Here is a 23,947-nt window from a genome sequence, read left to right on the forward strand (position 1 = left end):
GTGCCTTTTCAACCAAGAGCCAGTTCGATCAGCTTGTCGAGCTTGACGGCATCCGCAGCAAAAGCCCGGATCCCTTCGGCGAGTTTTTCGGTCGCCATAGCGTCATCGTTGAGTGCGTAGCGGAAAGCTGCCTCGTGATAACTGATGGCCGGCATGTGAGCCACCTTCGCGGTGTCAGGATCAAGGATGCGCACCACAGGGGCGGCCTCGACATCGGCGCTTTGCAGCAGCGCCAGCAAATCCGGGCTGATGGTGAGCAGATCGCATCCGGCCAAGGCCAAAATTTGCCCCACGTTGCGAAAGCTCGCACCCATCACTTCGGTTGAAAGACCGAAGTGCTTGTAGTAGGTATAGATCTGGCAGACTGATTTGACCCCCGGATCGTTCAATCCAGCGTGCGCAGCTTCATCCCACGTGGTGCCTGCGGACTTCTTGTACCAGTCGTAGATACGGCCTACGAAGGGTGAAATCAGCGTCACCCCGGCATCACCACAGGCCACGGCCTGACAAAAGGAGAACAACAAGGTCAGATTGCAGTGAATACCTTCGCGCTCCAAAACCCGCGCCGCTTGAATACCTTCCCATGTGGCCGCAATCTTGATCAAGACACGCTCACGAGGCACCCCGGACTGCTCATACAAACGAATCAGTCGGTGAGCGCGTGCCACGGTCGCCGCCGTATCGAAGCTGAGGCAGGCATCGACTTCCGTCGAAACACGCCCCGGAATCAGTGCCAAGATTTCACAGCCAAAACGGACCAGCAATTGGTCCACGATATCTGGGCGAGGAAAATCCCTGTGCGCTGCCACACAATCGGTCAACAAAGGGGCGTACTCGGGCTGCTGCACGGCCTTGAGGATCAATGAAGGGTTGGTGGTCGCATCTTGGGGTGCGAACTGTGCCAGTTGTCGGAAGTTACCGGTATCGGCGACCACCGTGGTGAACTGTTTGAGGTGTTCCAGTTGCGTCGGCATGACTTCAAAAAGATGATCTGATGCGATATCTATGGTACTCCACCACACAAGAAATAAGTAACCAAATTACGTGATAACCCTTGAGGCCACCAATTTCTTGATTGACGTCACGTCACACGATGGGCATCATGCGCATGAAACTTTGTTTCACAGCAACGTTTGACGTTGTCCCCCATACAACTTTTTTGATCCGGACTCGACCATGTCTTTCGATCTCGTGTTTTTCGGTGGCACCGGCGATCTGACTTGGCGCAAGCTCATGCCCGCGCTGTTTCAGGCCTTCAGGCATGGCAAGCTCCCGACCGAGGGCCGCATCTTGGCCGTGGCCCGCGATGAACAAAGTGACGAAGCTTACCGAGCTTGGCTCAAAGAGCGTTTCCATCATGTGGACACCCCCAAACGGCCGTCGGACGATGAGTTCGCGCAATTTGCCAGCATGGTCCATTACCGCCGGATGGATCTCTCCCAAGCACAGGACTACGACCGACTCAAAGACTGGCTGGCCGAACGCAGCGCCGATACCGTCGTGTTCTTCCTCGCCACCAGCCCGCATTTGTTCACCCAAGTCTGTGAACGACTCGGACAAGCCGGCCTGAATGGACCCAACACCCGTTTGGTGCTGGAAAAACCCTTGGGCCACGATCTGAAGAGCGCCCTCGAAATCAACCGGGCCGTCAGTTCGGTCTTCAACGAAAACCAAGCCCTGCGCATCGACCATTACCTCGGTAAACCCTCGGTGCAGAACCTGATGGCGCTGCGATTTGGCAATGCGCTGTTTGAACCCCTGTGGCGCCGCGAGAGCATTGCCAACATTCAGATCACCTTGGCTGAATCGCTGGGCGTGGGCACCCGAGGTGACTTCTACGACCGAACCGGCGCGCTGCGCGACATGGTGCAAAACCACGCCTTGCAACTGCTCACCATGATCGCGATGGAGCCGCCCATCTCCAGCGATGCCGATGCTATTCGCGATGAGAAACTCAAAGTGTTGCGCAGCCTCAAGCCCTTCACCCCCGATTCGGTGAACCGAGATGTGGTGCGCGGCCAGTACCGTGGTGGCAACATCCACGGCCAAAATGCCCCTGGCTATCTGGATGAGCCCAAAGTCCCCAAGGAAAGCCGCTGCGAAACCTTTGTGGCCCTGCGCACCGAAGTGCAGAACTGGCGCTGGGCGGGCGTGCCGTTTTACTTGCGCACGGGCAAACGCCTTGCCGCCCGTGATGCCCAGATCGTGGTCAACTTCCGTCCCGTACCGCACCCGATCTTTCGAGGTTCACAACATGCCAACAAGCTGGTCATCAAGCTCCAGCCAGAAGACGGCTTGGAATTGCACTTGATGGCCGTCAAAGGCTCAAGCTCAACTCAAAATGCCGCCGCCGCCGATGTCCTTTCTCCCGTCTCCTTGGATCTGGACTTCGGCAAGGCGTTCCCCACCGAACGGGTGGGCGCCTATGAGCGTCTACTGCTGGACGCCATCAGTGGCCGGCTCAATTTATTCGTGCGCAGCGATGAACAAGTTCAAGCTTGGCGCTGGGTGGAACCTATCTTGGACACGTGGGCGCGGGAAGACGAAGCGGATGCAGGCGGTCCCCGGGGCTACGTCTGCGGCAGCTGGGGGCCCGCGGCTTCGAGTGCCTTGGTCGCCCGCGATGGCTTTGCGTGGAGCGAGGAGCAGTAAAGTCGCGCCATGTTCCATCAGCTCTCATGGGTGGCACGCCCCTCCACGGCGTTCGCGCCCCCGCAAAGACTCCCCATGCTAGATCGCATCCGCGCCTGTTTACCCGCCCTTTCTCCCGCTGAACAACGGGTCGCCAAGCTGGTGTTGGCTGATCCACGCAGCTTTTCAAGCTTGCCTGTGGTGGAGCTTGCCGTACGCTCGCACGTCAGCAAACCCACGGTGGTGCGCTTTTGCCGCAGCGTGGGCTACGACGGTTTGGCGGACTTCAAACTCAAACTGGCTGGCACTGTGAACGAGGGTGTGCCCTTTGTTCACCGCGCCGTCGATGAAGACGACAAGCCTGCGGAGCTGATCATCAAGGTGATCGACAACGCCGTCTCCGCCTTGCTGAAGTACCGTAATGACGCCTCGTGCCATGCTTTTGAGCGCGCCATGGAAGCCTTGGCCCATGCCGGCCAAGAGAAAAAACGCATCGAGTTTTACGGCGTCGGCAATTCCGGCTTTGTGGTGCAAGACGCACAGCACAAGTTTTTCCGACTCGGTGTCAACGCCATTGCCTACAGCGACAGCCACGTGCAATTGATGGCAGCCACGATGCTGGAGCCCGGGGACTGTGCAGTGATCATCTCCAACTCGGGGCGCAGCCGGGATGTCCTTGATGTGGCGGAAGTGGCACGCAAACGCGGCGCCACGCTCATCATCATCACGGCAAGTGGCTCGCCGCTTGCACGGGAGGCCAGCATCTTGCTCGCCGTCGATCACCCGGAAGACTTTGATCGCTACAGTCCCATGGTTTCGCGCTTGCTGCATCTGACGGTGGTGGACATTCTCACCACCGGCGTGGCCCTCCGATTGGGCCCCACCCTGCGACCCATGCTGCAAGAAATCAAGAAAAATCTGCGCAGCAAACGCTACGCGATTCCTGAGGCCTGACCTCCTCTGACGCCGTTATGGCGACGAATCTGGATCGACGTCGATCAACTCCGTCACGCCATAAACCAGCGCCAATTCCACCAACGCATGGGGTGCGTCTTTGATCATCAACCGCTGCCCTGCCGCTTGGGCCTGACGACGGCAATCGATCAACACCGCCAGAGCACTCGAATCAAAGTGCTCTAGGGGGCCAAGATCCAAGGCCCACCCCTTATCGACCGCTGCCACTTGGGCAAAAGCGACGCGGAAATCCCGCAAAACAGCTTGAGCGTTGCTCAAGGTCAGGCTAGACGGGCAGGTGATGGTCATGGTGTGGATCAGCCTTTGGCGGCCGAGGCTGCTTTGTTCTTGTCTGCGAGCTTTTGGATCAGTCCGTCGAGCCCGCCCGCCGAGATTTCTTGGGCGAAGCTGGAACGATAGGTTTCCACCAGCCAGACACCCAAGACATTGAGGTCATAGATCTTCCATGTATCGCCCGACTTCTCGACCCGATAGTCAATCTGCAAGGGATCACCCTTGCCTTTGAGCTCCGAGCGAACGATCACTTCGGTGTCTTCAGGCTTGGCGCGCAGGGGCTTGAATTCAAGGGTTTGGTCCTTGATTTGTGCCAACGCACCCGCGTAGGTGCGAATCAAGAGCAACTTGAACTCGTCTTGCAACCGCTTTTGCTGCTCCGGAGTGGCTTGACGCCAGTGACGCCCCACCGCAGAAGCGGTCATGCGCTGAAAATTGACATGCGGGAAGATCTTGGTGTCCACCAACGCAATCACCTTGCGCAAATCACCGGCCTGGATGGCCTTATCGGCCTTGACGGTATCGACCACCTCCGCCGACAACTGGCGCACAAAGGCGTCAGCAGCCACTTGGGCTTGAGCCGCAAACACCACCAGCCCCAAAGCCGTGGCACACAACATGGAACGCATGGTCTTGATCATCTTTTTTCCTTTGCTACGACAACAACGGCCCAGCAAGCTGTTTGGAGGACATCCCGGCGCAAAACCCCGCATTGCCTCCTCTTTTCAGCGCTCAGCACCCTCGTCGAAATCCTCTTCAGGTGGGTTGCCGTTGTAAACCAGACTGCGACGGCGCTGCAAAAAGCTGTCGCGAATGAACAGATACTTGTCCAAGCTGATCGAATCCAGCATGCCGGACGCTCCGAGCAAACTGGCTCGCGTATGAAGCAGCCGGGCGCCCGTCACCGCATAACGGTCGTACACCGGGGTGATCACGTTATCGACCGAGCCATACTGGTCAAGCAACGCCACGCTCGAATCCCGCACGGTGGACGGGCCAAACAAAGGCCAGACGATGTAGGGCCCGGGCTTCACCCCCCAGACACCCAAGGTCTGACCAAAATCTTCGCCGTGGCGCTCCAGTCCAAGCTCGGTCGCGACATCCAAAAAACCCAGCAGACCGAAGGTCGAATTGGTCAAAAAGCGCATGGCATCCGACATGCCATCGGCCGGACGCCCTTGGAAAAACTGGTTTGCCGCCGACCACGCATCTTGGGTATTGGCGGTGAAGTTACCGATCCCCGTGCGTATCGCCTGCGGCACCCAAGTTTGATAGCCCCGGGCCACAGGGGCCAGCACAGCCTCATCAAGCTTGTCGTTGAAATCAAAGACCGATCGATTCCACGACTCATACGGATCGGAGCCGGCCTTGGTGCTTGCACAGCCCTGGATCAGGACGACGCAGACCAGCACCAGCGAACCAAACCGGAACTTCATTTATGCGTCCCAGCACCGCTGTCAGCAGCCTTGTTGTAAAGGAACTGGCTCAACAAGGCTTCAAGCACCACCGCTGACTGAGTCTGGGCAATGAGATCCCCCGCCACCAAGGTCTTTTCTTCCGCGCCAGGCTCCAAGCCGATGTACTGCTCACCCAGCAAACCGGCGGTCAGAATTTTGGCCGAGCTGTCTTTGGGAAAGGCAAAGCGCTTTTGCAACGCCAACTCCACCGTGGCCTGGAAAGTCTTGTCATCGAAGCGAATGGAGGTCACACGACCAATCACCACCCCAGCACTCTTGACCGCCGCGCGCGGCTTGAGCCCGCCAATGTTGTCAAAGCGCGCTTGCACCGTGTAGGTCTCTTCGAAGGAAATGGCCAACAGATTGCCCGCCTTCAAAGCCAGAAACAGCAGCGCCAGCGCACCCAGCAAAACAAAGACGCCGACCCACAGATCGTGACGAGATTTGTGCATGTCGTTTTTCCTTATCAAATCGAGAACATCAAGGCCGTGAGGATGAAGTCCATCCCCAGAACCACCAACGCCGACATCACCACCGTGCGGGTCGTAGCACGTGCGACACCCTCAGGGGTGGGTTGGCTTTCATAGCCTTGCAGCAAAGCAATGTAGGTCACGGTGATGGCGAAGATGACACTCTTGATGACGCCGTAGCCGACATCGCGCAAAACATCAACCCCGCCTTCCATCTGCGACCAAAAAGCGCCCTCATCGACACCAATGAGGACCACGCCAACCACCCAGCCGCCGAGGATCCCCACCGCACTGAAGATCGTGGCCAAGACCGGCAAGGCGATCAGCCCCCCCAGAAAGCGCGGCGCCAACACCCGCTGCACCGGATCGATGGCCATCATTTCCATCGCCGCCAACTGCTCGCCCGCTTTCATCAAGCCGATTTCAGCCGTCAGCGACGTTCCGGCCCGACCAGCAAATAACAAGGTCGCCACCACCGGGCCCAACTCGCGCACCAGCGACAAGGCCACCAAGAGCCCCAAAGCCTCGGCCGAGCCATAGCGCTGCAAGGTGTAGTAGCCCTGCAAACCGAGCACAAACCCGACAAACAAGCCCGAGACCACGATGATGGCCAAGGAGTGGTTGCCAAGGAAATGGACCTGATCCGCCACCAGACCAGGACGTTTCAGCGCCTGCGGGCACAACGCCAACAAGCGAAAAAACAAGCGCGTGCCATAGCCGATGTTGCCCAGCCAGCGCCGAACCCCACGACCCACCCATAACGACGGCCAACGCCAACTCCTCATGCTGACCTCCCGCCTTGGGCGCAGTTCAAATCTTCCGCAATCGAGCGTGCGGGGTAATGGAAGCACACCGGGCCGTCGGGCGAAGCCGTCACAAACTGGCGCACCAAGGGATCTTCGCTGTGGCGCAATTCGTCGGGCGTGCCTTGAGCCGCAATGCGCCCATTGGCGATGAAGATGACGTGATCGGCGATGGAGAAGGTTTCCTCGACATCGTGAGACACAACGATGGAGGTCACCCCCAAGGCGTCATTGAGTTCCCGGATGAGTCGGGCCGAAATACCCATCGAAATCGGATCCAGCCCGGCAAAAGGCTCGTCGTACATGATCAGATCGGGGTCCAGTGCAATGGCACGGGCCAAGGCGACCCGACGCGCCATGCCACCAGAAATCTGGCTGGGCATCAAATCACGCGCACCGCGCAGGCCCACCGCGTTGAGCTTCATCAGCACCAGATCGCGGATCAGCTCTTCAGACAAATCGGTGTGCTCACGCAGCGGAAAAGCCACGTTGTCGAACACCGAAAGATCGGTGAACAAGGCACCAAACTGAAAGAGCATGCCCATACGCCGGCGCGCCGCAAACATCTGCGCGCGGCTCAAGGGCTCAAGATCTTGACCATCAAACAACACCTTGCCAGACAGCGGGCTGAGTTGACGGCCGATCAGCCGCAACACGGTGGTCTTGCCGCCGCCAGAGGTCCCCATCAAGGCCACCACCGAACCCCGTGGCACCACGATGTTGACATCGCTCAGAATGATCCGGTCCTCGTAGCCGCAACTGACCGAAGACAGCTCCACCAGCGGCAGCACGTCGGTCTCTTGCGACCAACCAGCTTTGGCATCAATTGTCATGGAACCCCAGGAAAACGCCCCGGATGGGCGAAGAAGCCCGAATCATAGGGGATGACCTGAAGCCAAGAAAAAGAGGTGGGCTCCTTTGATTCAGGAACCCACCTCGATCAGGTGGTGCGAAAGCGCAAAAAGAAGCGCAGCAAACTCAGCGCGGCAGTGTGCTGGAGCCCATCAGGAACTCATCCACCGCCCGAGCCGCTTGGCGGCCTTCGCGGATGGCCCACACCACCAAGGATTGACCCCGGCGCATATCACCGGCAGCAAAGACCTTGGCCACGTTGGTGCGATAGCCGATGGCGGCGTCCACACCAGCCTTGGCATTGCCACGGCCGTCTTTTTCGACGCCGAAGGCGTCGAGCACGGTCGCAACAGGGTTCACGAAGCCCATGGCCAGCAGCACCAAATCAGCCTTGTAGGTCTTTTCGGTGCCAGCGATCTCGACCAGCTTGCCATCCTTGAATTCGACGTTCACGGTCTTCAGACCCGTGACCTTGCCGTTTTCACCCATGAACTCCTTGGTTGAAACCGCAAACTCACGCACGCAACCTTCGTCGTGACTCGACGAGGTGCGCAACTTGAGCGGCCAGTACGGCCACGTCAGCGGGCGGTTTTCCTCGACCGGCGGCTGCGGCATCACTTCAAACTGCGTGACGCTGGCAGCACCGTGACGGTTGCTGGTGCCAACGCAGTCTGAGCCGGTGTCACCACCGCCGATGACGATGACATGCTTGCCATCGGCACGGATCGCGTCTTTCACCTTGCCACCGTGGTTGACCTTGTTTTGCTGCGGCAACAGTTCCATGGCGAAATGGATCCCGGCCAGATCACGACCCGGTACCGGCAGATCACGGCTTTGCTCGGCACCGCCCGTCAGCAAGACGGCGTCAAACTCGGCCTTGAGCTGTTCAGCGCTGAGGGTTTCCTTGGCCCAGTTGGTCACCTTGGAGCCCTTGGGCAACTCACCCACCAAGACGTTGGTGCGGAAGACCACACCCTCCAGCTCCATTTGCTTGACGCGACGGTCGATGTGCGCCTTGTCCATCTTGAAGTCGGGGATGCCGTAGCGCAGCAAGCCACCCACACGGTCGTTCTTCTCGAACACCGTGACCGCGTGCCCGATGCGAGCCAACTGCTGCGCAGCCGCCAAGCCAGCGGGGCCACCGCCGACAATCGCCACCTTCTTGCCGGTCTTTAACGCGGCGGGCTGGGGCTTGACCCAACCTTCTTCCCACGCGCGGTCGATGATCGCGTGCTCGATCGACTTGATGCCCACGGCGTCGCCGTTGACATTGATCACACACGCCGCTTCGCACGGTGCCGGACAAATACGCCCGGTGAACTCGGGGAAGTTGTTGGTGCTGTGCAGCACCGTGATGGCGTTTTGCCAATCACCCCGGTACACCAAATCGTTGAAGTCTGGAATGATGTTGTTGACCGGGCAGCCGCTGTTGCAAAACGGCGTACCGCAGTCCATGCAGCGCGCGCCCTGAATCTTCGCTTCGTCGGCCTTGAGACCGATGACGAATTCTTTGTAGTTCTTCAGGCGCTTTTCGACCGGCTCGTAGCCCTCTTCGAGGCGCTCGTATTCCAGAAAACCTGTGACCTTACCCATGGTGTCGATTCCTTACTGAGCTTTTTGAGGACGGTGCCGATTACTTGGCAGCGGCGGCAACCGCCTTGCCGTCACCCTTGGTCTCGCCTTTGGCCTTGGCGATGGTGGCGTCAGCCGCTTTGGCCGCACCCATTTCACCGAGCGCACGCTTGTACTCGTTCGGGAAGACCTTGACGAACTTGGTGCGGGCTTCGCTCCAGTTGTCAAGGATGTCGCGAGCGCGCAAAGAGCCGGTCCAGCGATGGTGATCCTGCAACAGCTTCTTGAGCAGGACTTCGTCGGTCTGGGCCTCAGCACCGATGCGGTGCCAGATGGCGCGATCCAAGCTCTTTTCCTGCTCGGCAGCGCTCAAAACCTTTTCCAACGCCACTTGGGCGGTGTTGCAGCGGCTGGCGAACGAAGCATCTTCGTCATAGACGTAGGCGATACCGCCCGACATACCAGCGGCAAAGTTGCGCCCCGTCTTACCCAACACCACGGCGGTGCCGCCGGTCATGTATTCACAACCGTGGTCGCCGGTGCCTTCCACCACCGCTGTCGCACCCGACAGACGCACCGCGAAACGCTCGCCCGCCACGCCCCGGAAGAAGGCTTCACCGCTGGTCGCACCGATCAGCACGGTGTTGCCGACGATGATGTTGCGGATCGCGTCGCCCCGGAAGTCGATCGACGGACGCACCACGATGCGGCCACCCGACAAGCCCTTGCCGGTGTAGTCATTGGCTTCACCGATCAGATAGAAGGTGATGCCCTTGGCCAAGAAAGCGCCGAAGCTCTGCCCGCCGGTGCCTTCCATCTGCACAAAAACGGTGTCGTCCGGCAGACCCTCTGGATGGTGCTTGATCAGTTCACCCGACAGCATGGCGCCAACCGAGCGGTTGACGTTGCGCGCGTTCTCCATGAACTGGACCTTCTCGCCCTTCTCGATGGCTGCCTTGGCTTTTTCGATGAGCTTGATGTCCAGCGCCTTGCCCAGACCATGGTCTTGGGTGGAGACATGCAAGCGCGGCACGTCAGCCGGCACCACCGGCTGATGGAACACCTTGCTGAAGTCCAGACCCTTGGCTTTCCAATGGCTGAGCGCCTTCTTGGTATCGAGCAAGTCAGCGCGACCAATCAGGTCGTCAAACTTGGCAATACCCAGCTGCGCCATGATCTGACGTGCTTCTTCAGCCACAAAGAAGAAGTAGTTGACGACATGCTCAGGCTTGCCGGTGAACTTCTGACGCAGCACCGGATCTTGCGTGGCCACACCCACCGGGCAGGTGTTGAGGTGGCACTTGCGCATCATGATGCAGCCTTCCACCACCAAAGGAGCGGTGGCAAAACCGAACTCGTCGGCACCCAACAAGCCACCGATGACCACGTCACGGCCGGTCTTCATCTGACCATCGGCCTGCACGCGCACCCGACCGCGCAGACGGTTCAGGACCAAAGTCTGCTGGGTTTCAGCCAGACCCAGCTCCCACGGTGTGCCGCAATGCTTGATCGACGACCACGGCGATGCGCCGGTACCGCCGTCATGGCCAGCGATCACGATGTGATCGGCCTTGCACTTGGTCACGCCGGCAGCGATGGTGCCCACGCCCACTTCCGACACCAGCTTGACCGAGATATCCGCCTTCGGATTGACGTTCTTCAGATCGTGGATCAGCTGCGCCAAGTCCTCGATCGAGTAGATATCGTGGTGCGGCGGCGGCGAGATCAGGCCCACGCCCGGCACCGAGTGCCGCAACTTGCCGATGTACTCCGAGACCTTGCCACCCGGGAGTTGTCCGCCCTCGCCCGGCTTGGCCCCTTGAGCCATCTTGATCTGGATCTGATCCGCTGACGCCAAATATTCGGTCGTGACGCCAAAGCGGCCTGAGGCGACTTGCTTGATCTTGGAGCGCAGGCTGTCGCCTTGCTGCATGGTGTAGTCGGTTTCGATTTGCTTGGCACCGATCACATCCGACACCGTGGTGCCTTGCTTGATCGGAATACCCTTCAACTCGTTGCGATAACGCGCCGGATCTTCGCCGCCCTCACCCGTGTTGGACTTGCCGCCGATGCGGTTCATGGCCAAGGCCAAGGTCGAATGAGCTTCGGTAGAAATCGAGCCCAGCGACATGGCCCCGGTGGCAAAACGCTTGACGATCTCGGCGGCCGATTCAACCTGCTCCAAGGGGATCGCCTTGCTGGGGTCCACCTTGAACTCGAACAAGCCCCGCAGCGTCAAGTGACGCTGGCTTTGATCGTTGACGATCTGGGCGTATTCCTTATAGGTCTCGAACTTGCCCGAACGGGTCGAATGCTGCAACTTGGCGATCGCATCCGGCGTCCACATATGCTCTTCGCCACGGGTACGCCAAGCGTACTCACCGCCTGCGTCCAGCATGGTGTCGAGCACCGGGTCGTTGCCAAAAGCGGCGCGGTGGTTGCGAATCGACTCTTCAGCGACCTGGAAAACGCCAATGCCTTCAACTTGGGTCGGCGTGCCCCGGAAATACTTGGCCACCAAGTCCTTGTTCAGGCCGATGGCCTCGAACAACTGCGCACCGCAGTAAGACATGTAGGTCGAAACGCCCATCTTCGACATGATCTTCGACAGACCCTTGCCAACCGCCTTGACGTAGTTGTAGATCGCCTTGTCCGCCGACAACGCACCGGGCAGTTCCTTGGCCATATCGGCCAAGGTTTCCAACGCCAAGTACGGGTGCACCGCTTCAGCGCCGTAACCGGCCAGCACAGCAAAGTGATGCACTTCGCGTGCTGAGCCCGTCTCCACCACCAAGCCAGCTGTGGTGCGCAAGCCTTCACGCACCAAATGATGGTGGATGGCCGACAGCGCCAACAGCGCCGGGATGGCCACGTTGGCACGGTCCATGGCACGGTCACTGATGATCAAGATGTTGTGGCCGCTCTTGATGGCGTCCACGCTCTGCGCGCACAGCGAAGCCAGCTTGGCTTCCACACCTTCCGGGCCCCAAGCCAGCGGGTAGGTGATGTCGAGCTCATGGGCCTTGAACTTGCCGCCCGTGTGCTTTTCGATGCGACGCAGACGCGCCATGTCGTCAAAGTCCAGCACCGGCTGGGCCACCTCAAGACGCATCGGCGGATTCACCGCGTTGATGTCCAGCAAGTTCGGCTTGGGGCCGATGAAGCTGTTGAGCGACATCACGATGGCTTCGCGGATCGGGTCGATCGGCGGATTCGTCACCTGCGCAAACAACTGCTTGAAGTAGTTGTACAGCGGCTTGTTCTTGTCCGACAGCACCGCCAGCGGGCTGTCATTGCCCATCGAACCAATGGCTTCTTCACCGTTGGCGGCCATCGGCGCCATCAGGAACTTGATGTCTTCCTGGGTGTAGCCAAAAGCTTGTTGGCGATCCAACACGCTTTCGCTGTAGGCGGTGGGTGTGACTTCAGCCGGGATCGCGTCAAGCTTGATGCGAACATTCTCAATCCACTGACGGTAGGGCTTGGCCGAGGCGAACTGATTCTTCAGCTCTTCGTCGTCCACGATCCGACCTTGTTCGAAGTCGATCAGGAACATCTTGCCCGGCTGCAAACGCCACTTGCGCACGATCTTGTTTTCAGCAATCGGCAGCACACCGGCTTCCGAAGCCATCACCACCAGATCGTCGTCGGTGACGATGTAGCGCGCCGGACGCAGGCCGTTGCGGTCCAAGGTGGCGCCGATTTGCTTACCGTCGGTGAAAACCATCGCGGCGGGACCATCCCACGGCTCAATCATGGCAGCGTGGTACTCGTAGAAGGCCCGACGACGCTCGTCCATCGTGGTGTGCTGCTCCCACGCTTCCGGGATCATCATCATCGCGGCGTGCGCCAGCGAGTAGCCCGACATGGTCAACAGCTCAAGCGCGTTGTCGAAGGTGGCGGTGTCCGACTGGCCTTCAAAGCTGATCGGATAGAGCTTCTTCAAATCGTCGCCCAACACCGGCGACTTCATCACGCCTTCGCGGGCACGCATCCAGTTGAAGTTGCCCTTGACGGTGTTGATTTCACCGTTGTGGGCCACCATCCGGTACGGGTGAGCCAAGGGCCACTCGGGGAAGGTGTTGGTTGAGAAGCGCTGGTGCACCAAGGCCAAGGCCGACACCGTGCGCGGGTCTTGCAAGTCTTTGTAGTACTTGCCGACTTGATCCGCCAGCAGCAGGCCCTTGTAGATGATGGTGCGGCAGCTCATGCTGGGCACGTAGTACTCGCGGCTGTGCGTCAGCTTCAAGGCTTGGATGGCCGCAGACGCGGTCTTGCGGATCACGTACAGCTTGCGCTCCAGCGCATCCGGCACGATCACGTCAGCGCCACGGCCGATAAAGACTTGGCGAATGATCGGCTCAGTCTTGCGCACCGTGGGCGACATCGGCATGTCAGCGTCCACCGGCACATCGCGCCAACCCAGCAGCACTTGGCCTTCAGCCTTGATCGCGCGCTCCATTTCTTGCTCGCAGGCCAAGCGTGAAGCGTGCTCCTTGGGCAAGAAAATCATGCCCACGCCGTACTCACCAAGCGGTGGCAGCATCACGCCTTGGGCGGCCATTTCAGCCCGGAAAAACTCATCCGGAATCTGGATCAGGATACCGGCACCGTCACCCATCAAGGCATCAGCGCCCACCGCACCACGGTGGTCGAGATTTTCAAGAATCTTCAGACCCTGCTCGACGATGGCGTGGGCCTTTTGCCCCTTGATGTGCGCCACAAAACCGACACCACAAGCGTCGTGTTCATTCGCAGGGTCATACAACCCGCCTTGCGCAAGGGCTTCGATTTCGAGAGACGTCGCGGGCGAGAAGTCTTGCGGGGCAGAAAACCCCGAGGCGGCCTGATTCATGGCGCTCCTAGGAAACAAATGGAAATGGGCGGAAGATTACTGCGGCGCAGCAAAGGCATCAAGAACAATTAAATGGGGACAGACACTGTTTTTGTCGCCAAAATAAAGTCAATCAAGTAAATAGGGACAGAACAAAGTGCTTATGCTGTGCGACGCGGACGACCCTGCGGTCGCGGTGACAAGGGTCGCTCAGTGTACCGAGCCAACGAAGCAAGAAATGCACCCGACCCTTGAGGCCAACCATGCATCACGCTGTGCGTCATACGCTCCACCACTTCTGCGGGTAAAAAGTCCTCTAAAGAGCGCAACCATGCCGCTTGACGGTCAAACGGCGTATTACCCAAGAACCAAAAAGCAGGCACGTCCAAAAGCAAAGAATCTCGTGCGTGCCCAAGATGGTGCGCGGCACTTGACCATGTCCATCCTGCGGCGACAGCGCTCAGGCCGGCTCGCACTGGTGCTTGTTCGATATAGCGCATCGCAGTCAGCGTATCGGCACCGTGATCAATGATCGTGGTGCGATAGCGCCCCTCCCATAAAGTCCCGGTCCTGCCATGGCGGCGATTAAACGCCGTCACATAGCGCCGTCCAATGGCCTGCATCAATTGCCCCAACGCTTGCGCCGAAGGCGGTGTGATGAGCAAATGAACCTCCCGATCAAGCAAGGCGTAGGCATGCACGGCCATGCGTAAGGTCGCAGCACCTTCCCTCAGAGCCATCAGATACGCCTTGCGATCTTCGTCATCATGAAAAATCACCTGCCGATCGTGTCCACACTGCACCACATGGTGGGGCCAATCAGGAATCGATAGACGGGGCAAACGAGCCATGGTTAAAGACAGCGTGAAGGTGACGCCAAGGCAAGGAAAATGTGGCATTGTGATGCACGTCGTGCAGGGTCAGGCAACGCGATCCCAGCTATTCACAAAATCTACGAGAGGATGAGCCATGAAAGCCATGAACATACTTGCGACCATTGGTCAGACACCGCATATACGCATCAACCGATTATTCGGGGCCACCACCCATGAGGTCTGGATCAAGTCTGAGCGCAGCAACCCTGGTGGCTCCATCAAGGATCGAATCGCTTTGGCCATGATCGAAGACGCCGAAGCGCAGGGCCTACTTCAGCCGGGCTGCGCCATCATCGAGCCCACATCAGGCAATACGGGTATCGGTCTGGCCATGGTCGCAGCCGTCAAAGGTTATCCCCTGACCTTGGTGATGCCAGACAGCATGAGTATTGAACGCCGCCGACTGATCGTGGCTTACGGGGCCCATTTCGTCCTGACTCCCCGAGAAAAAGGCATGCGCGGCGCCATTGAAAAGGCCGAGGAGTTGCTTGCAACCGTACCCGGCGCTTGGATGCCTCGTCAGTTTGAGAATCCCGCCAACGTTGCTTGCCATCGCAACACCACCGCCCAAGAAATCTTGGCCGACTTTCCTGAAGGCCTCGATATTTTGGTGGCTGGCGTCGGTACCGGAGGACACCTGACCGGCTGCGCCGAAGCCCTCAAGGCGGCATGGCCCAAGTTACGGGTCTACGCCGTCGAGCCCACCGCCTCGCCGGTGATCAGTGGCGGTAAACCAGCACCGCACCCCATCCAAGGCATCGGTGCCGGCTTCATTCCTAAAAACCTGAACACCCACCTTCTGGATGATGTGATCCGCGTTGATGCCGACGCCTCACGGGATATGGCAAGACGCTGCGCCAGCCAAGAGGGCATACTCGTCGGCATTTCCAGCGGGGCAACTTTGGCGGCCATCGCCCAGAAATTGGCAAGCTTTGAACCCAAATCACGCATCTTGGGCTTCAACTACGACACCGGTGAGCGCTACCTGACCGTGGATGGATTTCTACCAACGGCCAACGGCACCTAACGCGTACAAAGTTAGGCGCTATGCGCTCTGATGACTTCTGCAACCATGTCATCAGGTGCCGCCGCGACTTTGGCGTGTCCCAGTTGGTCGATCAAGACAAAACGGATCTCACCGGCCTCCGCCTTTTTGTCCACGCGCATCAGTTCAAGATAGCGTGCAGGCCCAAGGTCAGGTCCAACCACAGGCAAGCCCATCGATTCAATCAAATGACGCAGCCGCGATACGAAGGCCTGATCCATCCAACCCAAGCGCGCGGATAACTCGGCAGCCATCAGCATGCCGACACCGACCGCCTCACCGTGCAACCACGCCCCGTAACCCATGCCAGCTTCGATCGCGTGGCCAAAGGTATGGCCAAAGTTGAGGATCGCTCGCAGGCCCCCTTCGCGCTCATCCGCGCCAACCACGGCCGCTTTGATTTCACAAGATCGCTGCACGGCATAGGCCAAAGCCGTTTTGTCGCGCGCGTTCAAAGCGGTTTGATGCTCCTCCATCCACGTCATGAACTCGGCATCAAAGATCGGCCCGTACTTGATAATTTCAGCCAAACCGGCCGCGTATTCACGCGGGGCCAAAGTATCCAACGTCTCCAGATCACAGATGACGCGCTGCGGCTGATAGAACGCACCGATCATGTTCTTGCCCAAGGGGTGGTTGATGGCGGTCTTACCGCCCACCGATGAGTCCACTTGGGCCAGCAGCGTGGTGGCGATCTGCACAAAGGGCACACCGCGCATGTAGCACGACGCAGCAAAGCCAGTCATGTCACCGATCACCCCACCACCCAAGGCAAAAAGCACGGTCTTGCGGTCACAGGCCTCAGCCAACAAACGGTCATAGATCAAGTTAAGCGTGGCGGCATCTTTATAGGCTTCACCATCTGGCAACTCGATCACGAGCACCCGGCCATAACGAGGAGCCAACTGACGAGCTACGCGCTGAGCGTAAAGCGGCCCCACAGTGGTGTTGGTGACGATCAGTGCCGTGGCGCTGCGCGGCAAACCATCCCAGCTATCAGCTGCGTCGAGCAAGCCTGTACCGATGTGGATGTCATAGCTGCGCTCACCCAGATCAAGGTGAACCAGTTGCTTAGAACGGGAAGAAGTGGAGGTTTGCATGCCGCCCAGTTTAGCGGCAGGCTTGATGGCTCAGGCGCTTCGCTGACGCCCGGGACGGTGTGGATCCACCAAACCGGCCAGTTCAAGCTGCATGCTGATCATGTTCACCAAGGTGGCCACGGAAGGCCGCCCCGTCTCGATCACGTAATGCGCCACCTCTCGATAAAACGGATCTCGCTGGTGAAAAAGCTCTTGGAGCTTGCGCAATGGATCAGGCACTTGCAGTAACGGCCGACTGGTGTCGTGCCGCAGACGCCGAAACAGTTCCTCCGGTGAAGCTCGCAAATAAATCACCGTGGTGTTTTGCTTTAACTCACGGCGATTGATATCTCGCAGCACCGCGCCGCCACCGGTCGCCAAAACTTGCAATGGGCGCCGCACCAACTCAGCAATCACTTGCTGCTCGATGTCACGAAAGGCGGCTTCACCCTCAAGGTCGAAGTACGCCCGGATACTCATGCCGATGCGGCGCTCAATTTCAGCATCCGCATCCGCAAAGGCGTACCCCAACGACGCCGCCAACTGCCGCCCAGCCGTTGATTTACCCGCACCGGGTAAAGCAACAAGGCTGATGCTGCGTTGAACCATCACTTGGGGGAACTGCACGTGGTGGCTTGACCGAAGGGGCTGATGAGTCCCGCAGGGGTTACAGCCTGAGCGGTCAAATCAGAGGACATCCCCTCGACCACAAAAACAGCATCGGTCATCCCGGCCGTGCCCGCTACTTGCGCCAAAACTTGCAGACGAACCTCAACCCATGGGACAAGGCTCTCAGGGTATGTCAACGACAAGGCAGCTCGGCCCGTCGCATCGGTTATCAACACAGTTTCTGTCGTGGTGGCTCCAGCAGCCGACGTGGCCGAAACAGCCACCACCCCCCCGGGCCAAAGTTTGCCATCCCCGTTGAAATCTTCCCCGGCATCAAGCACCCCGTTGTAAGACAAGGGATTCGTCACACCCAGCAGCGAGTCTTCATTGGCGCAAGAAATGAATGTTCCCTTGGGCAAACCCAAGGAACCATCGGGCATCGTCTGAGGCGTCAAGGCACCATCCCACAACGAGGTACACCAAGCCGTGGCACACCAGATCATGCTGCCCTTACGATAAGCCACCGGCAGAATTTTCACCGTCAACTGCTTGCCAGCCACAGGCGCGCCACCAGCATCAAGCACGGTCACGATCCAATCTTTGCGATAGGTCGTCTGGGCCGGATCAAGATTGGTGATCGTATTACCTGTACCAAGCGACAGAAATAAGGCTTGCTGATTCACCGTCAGCATGGTTGTACCGACCACAGTCGGAACATTCGCCACCACTGCTTTCAGCTGAACACCATTGTTTTGGGTCGGATTTGGCCCGGAGAAGTACTGTACCGAAGCCAATCCATTGATATCCGTGACAGCCGATGGTGAGGAGACATCACCGCCGCTCGGATCGACCACCTTGCTGAAGTTAACGGCAATATTGGGCACCGGATTGCTGTTGGCATCCGTGACCTTGGCCACCACTTGGGCTGACTTGGTGAACGAACCGGCGGCATTCGGTCCAATCGCTGCCGGCGAGACTTGCAAAACCAACTGGCTTGGCTGGGTTGCAATAAAACTCAATGGAATTGTGGCCTGCGCCGTACCAGCAGTTGCCAAAACCGTGGCAGGACCTGCCGAGTTGGAACGAATCCCTGTCGCGGCAATACCCTGAGCGTTAGTGGTCCCAGAGGCCACGTCAAGACTCCCGCCAGTGGTCGCAAAACTCACGACTTGGCCCACGATCGGTACCCCATTACGCAAGAATTGAACTTGTAACGGCGCTGATGTGGCCGCTCCCACGGGCAGCTGCACGTTGGCTACGGGACTCACGAATGTGAAATTGTCACCCGAGACCAACATTGCACTCGACCCCGAAACCCCGAGGCCCGAGTAGGTCAGGGTATCGGAACCAGGATTTCTGGCGGTATAAGTCAACGTCAGCAAACCATTGCTATCGGTCACCCCCGAGGTCACAGATAAGGTGTTTGAAAGCGCACTAGCAATACTGATCGGAGCATTGACAATGACATTGCCTGCCGAATCGGTCGCTTTGATCGTGAGCGTGGTCGAAGCTCCAAGCACGAGCGTTGTCGCACCGGAAATGGCCAATCGAGAGCCCGCGATCGGAATGGTGATGGTGCCAACCGCCGTGCTGGTACCCGATGTCACAGTGATGGTCGCAATGCGGTTGTTCTTGCTATTGCCAGCATTGAACTTGGCTGCCGCCATGCCGTTCGCATCTGTCGTAGTCGGCGGCACCACCAACGTGCCGGTATCGGTCGAAAACAGCACCGGCGCAGTCGCCAAAGCACGATTGCCGCTGTCCTTGACCGTGGCCGTGATCGTCACTTGCTCGCCAGCTGTACCGACTGATGTCAGGCTGGACATGACCTCAATCGAGGTTGCGTTGGAAGTTGTCGTCCCTGTCCCTGTCCCTGTGCCGGTCCCCGTCCCCGTCCCCGTCCCCGTCCCCGTCCCTGTCCCAGTCCCTGTGCCGGTCCCAGTCCCTGTTGTGCCGGTATTGCTACCCGTGTTGTAGAGACTATTGCCACTACCTGTGCTACCACCACACGCGACGAGGCCTAGTGCAGCGACTAGCCCAATGGCTAACCAGCCTGAAATCTTTGGAATACGCATAAAAACCACCCTATCCATTCAGTTCAGACAACCCGCGCATTCAATGCGCAGCCGCATTGCGGTCTGTGATGACCTTAGGGGTCAGGAATATCAACAACTCCGTTTTGTTGCTCACACGCAACTTACTCTTAAAGAGTTCGCCGAGATAAGGGATATCGCCCAGCAACGGAACCTTGCTGATCTGGTCACGCTCATTGACTTCAAAAATACCGCCGATGACAACAGTCCCGCCGTTTTCAACCAGCACTTGAGTTTTGACATGCTTGGTGTTGATGGCGAAGCCAGCCGACGTCTGAACACCGACACTGTCCTTGTTCACATCCACATCCAAGATGATGTTGCCTTCAGGTGTGATTTGCGGCGTGACTTCAAGTTTGAGATTGGCTTTACGAAACTGCACCGATGTCGCACCACTCGAAGTCGCCGCTTGATACGGCAGTTCCGTCCCTTGCTCAATCAAGGCCTTGACCTGATCGGCTGTGATGACACGTGGACTGGAAACCACTTTCCCTTTGCTCTCTGCTTCTAGCGCAGACAACTCAAGGTTCAAGAACCGATTAGCGGTAGCACTGAAAAGTGACAGGGCAAAAGTGCCGGCAGCAGAGCCGCCGAAGTTGGCATTGGCCACATTGGCAGGCAAGTTGACAAACTGGGTATCCGCAAAGGTCGCAGAACTGTTGGGCTGCAAAGTCGTTGCACCCACCGATGCGTAGTTGCCGCCAACAGCGACTTGGGGGCCTCCCAACACCTGCCACCCCGGAACACCGCCATTGATCCCCCGAGCATCCGACGAGCCTAAACGAACCCCAAGCGAGCGCCCAAAACTATCATCAGCCTCGACAATACGAGCCTCAATCATGACTTGGCGCACAGGCACATCGATCTTGGCAATCAGTTGCGTAATTTCTTCAAGTTTGCCAGCAATGTCCGTCACAAAAAGCTGATTGGTACGATGCTCGGAGATGACTGAACCACGCGGCGACAGAATCCGCATCGCATTGGCAGGACCACCAGCACCGCCAGACCCTCCGCCGGAAGAGTTGCCCTGCTGCCCAATCAAACCCTTCGCCACATCCTCTGACTTGGTGTAATTGAGCTGAAACGCTTGGGTGCGCAACGGCTCCAACGCTGCCACTTGAGCTTTGGATTCCAACTCAAGTTTCTCTTTGGCCGCCAATTCATCTTTGGGCGCAACGAGTAACACGTTCCCGTTCTTGCGCACACCCAAGCCCTTGGCTTGCAGAATGATTTCAAGCGCCTGATCCCAAGGAACATCTTTGAGACGCAGCGTGACACTGCCCGTCACGGTATCACTGGTCACCACGTTGAAGTTGGTGAAGTCCGCAATCACTTGCAAGAGCGAACGCACCTCAATGCTTTGGAAATTCAACGACAACTTCTCGCCATTGAATCCTGCACCGGGTGTCAGCTTCTGAGCATCCACCTTCAGCGGACGAACTTCCAGCACGAATTGAGTGTCGGTTTGATAGGCGCTGTGCTCCCAAGCACCGCGTGGTTCGACCACAACACGCACGCGTTCACCCACTTGGCTGGAGGAAACACTTTGGACCGGTGTACCGAAATCCGTCACATCCAGCTTGCGCCGCAAATTGTCGGGGAGCTTGCTTCGAAGAAATTCAACCACCAAACTTTGCCCTTGCTGGCGAATATCAACGCCAACTTGGGTATTCGGCAACTCGACAACGACACGACCGGCACCGTCACGTCCACGACGAAAATCGATGTCGCGCAACGGTAACGATTGGCGATTGATGCTGTCGGCAAAGTGAATCGGTTCGGACGCATCCGACGCAACACCCATCGGTGGTGTCACGAGCTGCGCAGTCTGAACCGGTACGGGTGGTGGTGGTGCCTGCCCTGCCGAAGCAGCAGCAACAGGTGTCATCGCCGTCCCAGACTGCGAATCCAACGTCACTAAAACGACCTTCCCCTGAACCTCCGCGCGATACCCCACCGATTGCTTGAGGTTCAACACCAAGCGAGAACGATCTTGGGACTGCGCAATCACCACCGAGCGCAAATTACCCTGATTCATGTCATGACTTGTACGCCCGGTCGCATTGGTCACACCCGGCAAATCCACCGCAACGCGTGCCGGTGTTTTGGTCGTAAAGCCACTGAGCGGGGCTTGAATTTCAAGCACATCACTCAATTCGATCCGAACAACCTCTTTACCGCCTTGGACAGACGTTGTGACCGATTGAATGGACACCTCCGCATGGGCCACCAACGCTGGAACCACCAACGCAACAGCTGCCAACCAATGCTGGGCTCGACGGATCACACCGAAGAAATTTTCGGCACAGTTCTCGGTGAGTTTCATCGACTCTTCTCCTGGGTCTGTTCTTGCAGCTGTAGCGTACTGGTACGCTCAATCCATTCACCGGCCGCGTCTTGGACAACTTCGCGCAGCGCGATTTCTGTCTCGTTAATACGAGTGATTCGACCGAAATTCTGGCCGGCGTAATCGCCGACTTTGACTTGGTAAAGCAAGCTATCCGCTTTGAGCATGGCGAAATACTGCCCACTGCGCATCATGCTGCCAACCATTCTCAATCCATCGAGGGGATACGACTCAAGTGGCTCTTTGCGTCGGTTCATTTCCGAAGCCAAGAGCGAATTGGGCTGACGACTCTCCTGACGAACCGCCACTGCTAATTTCTGTGTACTGAACGGCTCAACAGCACTCGACTCAGCATAAGGGGCCGGATCAAACTTGCGCGGTTTCTCAAGCGGGGAAACCTTTGGCTTGACATTCTTGCGCTGAAGATCCATCCATTCATGCAATTCAGCGGTTGGATCACCACAAGCGCTCAGACATATTGCCAAAAATGACGACGCTGCAAACGGCCAGCAGCGTTTTGACCAAGGGGCTCGGAGCATCATCATTTGGCAGCTCCTGCAGGTTTAGCACCACCCGGACTCGGGTTCGCCGCGCTGGCAGCAGCTGCCTTGCGGCCCATACCCACTTCAGAGGGGTCCAGATATCGATACGTTCTCGCTGTCGCCTCCATGGTCAATTGACCACTCGGTACAGCTAGGCCCGCAGCACCCGACCCACCGACTGCTGACTGAGTCTGCGTGGTGATGACAATGTTGTGCAGAGTCACTATTCGGGACAGGTTGGCTATATCGGCGACAAAAGCACCAAAGTCATGGAAGCGACCACTCACACGCAGTGAGATAGGCAGCTCAGCGTAGTACTCACGTATCAACGCTTGACCCGGTCGGAACAACTCAAATTGCAAACCTCGCCCCAACCCTGCTTGGTTGATATCCGAGAGCAAGGCGTCCATCTCCGCCTTGGCGGGAAGTTGTCGTTCGAGTTGTGTCACATACTCTTGAACTTCAAGCTTTTGCTTGCGCAAAGCATCAAGATTGATCGCTTCTGCCAATTTTTTGTTGTAGGTGTCCTTGAGTTCGGGCTCTTTGGCGTTTTCAGCTTCCAAGTCGCCCATCGCTCCCGACACCAGCACAAACCAAGCGACAAAGACCACAACCACGGAAGCAGCGGCCCAAGCCGCCACTTTGGGAAGGATCGGCCACTGCCCAGGCTCGCTCGGATTGAGGTTGCTAAATTGGGCCTTCGCGCGTTCGAAGACACCTTCAAGATCAATTTTTATGGCCATGATCGCCCCTTTCTCGGTGATACCTCATCAAGAGGGCCGTGCGGAAGAAGCACTCGGGGCCGAAACCGCGGGCACCGCCGATTTGGGCTTTTCAAGGGGTCTCTTCAAATCGAATTTCATAGAGAAATCGTACAAGCGTTTCTGCTCACGCGTTGAGGTAACGACCAAAGATGCCTTGGTCTCTGCTAACTCTGGACGCTCAAGCCAGATCGAATTGTTCGCAATGTTGCGCAACAACTCCGAGACACGCTCGTTTGTCTGTGCGATCCCAGTCACGACAATTTTTTGCCCGTCCTGACGCAGCGAGCTGAGATAGACCCCTTCTGGGGTCTGAATGGCCAATTCATTAAGCAGATGGACGGGCATATTGCGATCAATTTGGAAATCAATCACAACTTTTTGACGTGCCTTCAAACTTTCGATCTCAGCCTTCAAAGACGCAATGTCATGAATTTGATCTTCGAGCTTTTTGATCTCAACACTGAGAAAATCGTTGCGACCACGCTGCTGAGACGTCAACTCGGTGAGCACCATCATCCAAGCCCCGGCGATGAGCACCCCCACAGCGGCGGCGACCCCCAACCCGACAAAGAAAACCTGCTTTCGGTATTTACGCTTCTCTTCCCGGTGAGGTAGCAGATTGATCAAAATCATTGTTTGAATCTCCGCAAGGCCAATCCACAGGCCGTCAAATACGAGGGAGCCTCACGGCGCATCTTGCTTTCGCGCACCGCACTACCCACGGCC

21 protein-coding genes are annotated in these 23,947 nt (G+C 57.9%); 3 read left to right on the top strand and 18 right to left on the bottom strand.

All coding sequences use genetic code 11. The features are described 5' to 3' along the window. Positions 1-8 precede the first annotated feature (8 nt). Positions 9-974, bottom strand: a complete 966-nt coding sequence (gene tal / locus AB3X39_RS12585; protein WP_369417728.1) for a transaldolase — start codon at positions 972-974, stop codon at positions 9-11. A gap of 202 nt (positions 975-1,176) precedes the next feature. Between tal and zwf the strand changes: the two genes are divergently transcribed. Further along, entirely contained in the window at positions 1,177-2,652 is a 1,476-nt protein-coding gene (gene zwf, locus AB3X39_RS12590) for a glucose-6-phosphate dehydrogenase (RefSeq protein ID WP_369417729.1), read from the top strand. Positions 2,653-2,727: 75 nt separating this feature from the next. Beyond that, positions 2,728-3,585: an SIS domain-containing protein gene (locus AB3X39_RS12595; RefSeq protein WP_369417730.1), complete on the top strand. Its 858-nt coding sequence runs from the start codon at positions 2,728-2,730 to the stop codon at positions 3,583-3,585. Positions 3,586-3,600: 15 nt separating this feature from the next. On the opposite strand, the gene AB3X39_RS12600 is transcribed toward AB3X39_RS12595, so the two are convergent. From AB3X39_RS12600 to AB3X39_RS12640, 9 genes are all read right to left on the bottom strand, one after another. Next, entirely contained in the window at positions 3,601-3,894 is a 294-nt protein-coding gene (locus AB3X39_RS12600) for an STAS domain-containing protein (RefSeq protein ID WP_369417731.1), read from the bottom strand. A gap of 8 nt (positions 3,895-3,902) precedes the next feature. Continuing rightward, a complete protein-coding gene (locus AB3X39_RS12605) occupies positions 3,903-4,508 on the bottom strand; it encodes an MlaC/ttg2D family ABC transporter substrate-binding protein (protein ID WP_407069238.1) in 606 nt (201 codons plus the stop codon). A gap of 96 nt (positions 4,509-4,604) precedes the next feature. Beyond that, complete coding sequence (locus AB3X39_RS12610) at positions 4,605-5,315, bottom strand: MlaA family lipoprotein (RefSeq protein ID WP_369417732.1); 711 nt, start codon at positions 5,313-5,315, stop codon at positions 4,605-4,607. Beyond that, entirely contained in the window at positions 5,312-5,788 is a 477-nt protein-coding gene (gene mlaD / locus AB3X39_RS12615; RefSeq protein ID WP_369417733.1) for an outer membrane lipid asymmetry maintenance protein MlaD, read from the bottom strand. Before mlaD ends, AB3X39_RS12610 begins: the two co-directional genes overlap by 4 nt. Positions 5,789-5,802: 14 nt before the next feature. Then, positions 5,803-6,591, bottom strand: a complete 789-nt coding sequence (gene mlaE, locus AB3X39_RS12620; protein WP_369417734.1) for a lipid asymmetry maintenance ABC transporter permease subunit MlaE — start codon at positions 6,589-6,591, stop codon at positions 5,803-5,805. Continuing rightward, positions 6,588-7,442: an ABC transporter ATP-binding protein gene (locus AB3X39_RS12625; protein WP_369417735.1), complete on the bottom strand. Its 855-nt coding sequence runs from the start codon at positions 7,440-7,442 to the stop codon at positions 6,588-6,590. Before AB3X39_RS12625 ends, mlaE begins: the two co-directional genes overlap by 4 nt. Before the next feature lie 145 nt (positions 7,443-7,587). Next, positions 7,588-9,054 (bottom strand): glutamate synthase subunit beta, encoded by a 1,467-nt coding sequence (locus AB3X39_RS12630; RefSeq protein ID WP_369417736.1) that lies wholly within the window; start codon positions 9,052-9,054, stop codon positions 7,588-7,590. Positions 9,055-9,094: 40 nt separating this feature from the next. After that, complete coding sequence (locus AB3X39_RS12635; RefSeq protein ID WP_369417737.1) at positions 9,095-13,888, bottom strand: glutamate synthase-related protein; 4,794 nt, start codon at positions 13,886-13,888, stop codon at positions 9,095-9,097. Positions 13,889-14,028: 140 nt separating this feature from the next. Next, positions 14,029-14,766 carry a transposase gene (locus AB3X39_RS12640; protein WP_369417738.1) on the bottom strand — a complete coding sequence of 246 codons (738 nt, stop codon included), beginning with the start codon at positions 14,764-14,766 and terminating at the stop codon, positions 14,029-14,031. Between the two features lie 70 nt (positions 14,767-14,836). On the opposite strand from AB3X39_RS12640, the gene cysK reads away from it, so the two are divergent. Next, positions 14,837-15,769, top strand: coding sequence for a cysteine synthase A (gene cysK / locus AB3X39_RS12645; protein WP_369417739.1), 933 nt, complete (start codon positions 14,837-14,839; stop codon positions 15,767-15,769). An 11-nt stretch (positions 15,770-15,780) separates the two neighbouring features. Here the strand turns inward: cysK and aroB are convergent, their stop codons facing one another. The 8 genes from aroB to pilM form a co-directional block, all read right to left on the bottom strand. Next, the gene (gene aroB, locus AB3X39_RS12650) at positions 15,781-16,887 is read right to left on the bottom strand and encodes a 3-dehydroquinate synthase (protein ID WP_369417740.1); all 1,107 of its coding nucleotides are present in this window, start codon (positions 16,885-16,887) and stop codon (positions 15,781-15,783) included. A 30-nt stretch (positions 16,888-16,917) separates the two neighbouring features. After that, on the bottom strand, positions 16,918-17,475 hold the full coding sequence (locus AB3X39_RS12655) for a shikimate kinase (protein ID WP_369417741.1): 558 nt from the start codon (positions 17,473-17,475) through the stop codon (positions 16,918-16,920). Then, on the bottom strand, positions 17,475-19,142 hold the full coding sequence (locus AB3X39_RS12660; RefSeq protein ID WP_369417742.1) for an Ig-like domain-containing protein: 1,668 nt from the start codon (positions 19,140-19,142) through the stop codon (positions 17,475-17,477). Before AB3X39_RS12660 ends, AB3X39_RS12655 begins: the two co-directional genes overlap by 1 nt. A gap of 448 nt (positions 19,143-19,590) precedes the next feature. Further along, complete coding sequence (locus AB3X39_RS12665) at positions 19,591-21,894, bottom strand: type IV pilus secretin PilQ (protein ID WP_369417743.1); 2,304 nt, start codon at positions 21,892-21,894, stop codon at positions 19,591-19,593. Next, positions 21,891-22,454 (bottom strand): pilus assembly protein PilP, encoded by a 564-nt coding sequence (locus tag AB3X39_RS12670; protein ID WP_407069248.1) that lies wholly within the window; start codon positions 22,452-22,454, stop codon positions 21,891-21,893. The genes AB3X39_RS12665 and AB3X39_RS12670 overlap by 4 nt, the downstream gene beginning before the upstream one ends. A gap of 2 nt (positions 22,455-22,456) precedes the next feature. Next, complete coding sequence (locus tag AB3X39_RS12675) at positions 22,457-23,200, bottom strand: type IV pilus inner membrane component PilO (RefSeq protein ID WP_369417744.1); 744 nt, start codon at positions 23,198-23,200, stop codon at positions 22,457-22,459. A 27-nt stretch (positions 23,201-23,227) separates the two neighbouring features. Next, entirely contained in the window at positions 23,228-23,854 is a 627-nt protein-coding gene (locus AB3X39_RS12680; RefSeq protein WP_369417745.1) for a PilN domain-containing protein, read from the bottom strand. Beyond that, the coding region (pilM, locus tag AB3X39_RS12685; protein ID WP_369417749.1) for a pilus assembly protein PilM at positions 23,851-23,947 on the bottom strand (97 nt) is incomplete at its 5' end. The genes AB3X39_RS12680 and pilM, both read right to left, overlap by 4 nt.

This window comes from Leptothrix ochracea, assembly GCF_041083635.1.
GTDB classification, from domain to species: domain Bacteria; phylum Pseudomonadota; class Gammaproteobacteria; order Burkholderiales; family Burkholderiaceae_C; genus Sphaerotilus; species Sphaerotilus ochraceus.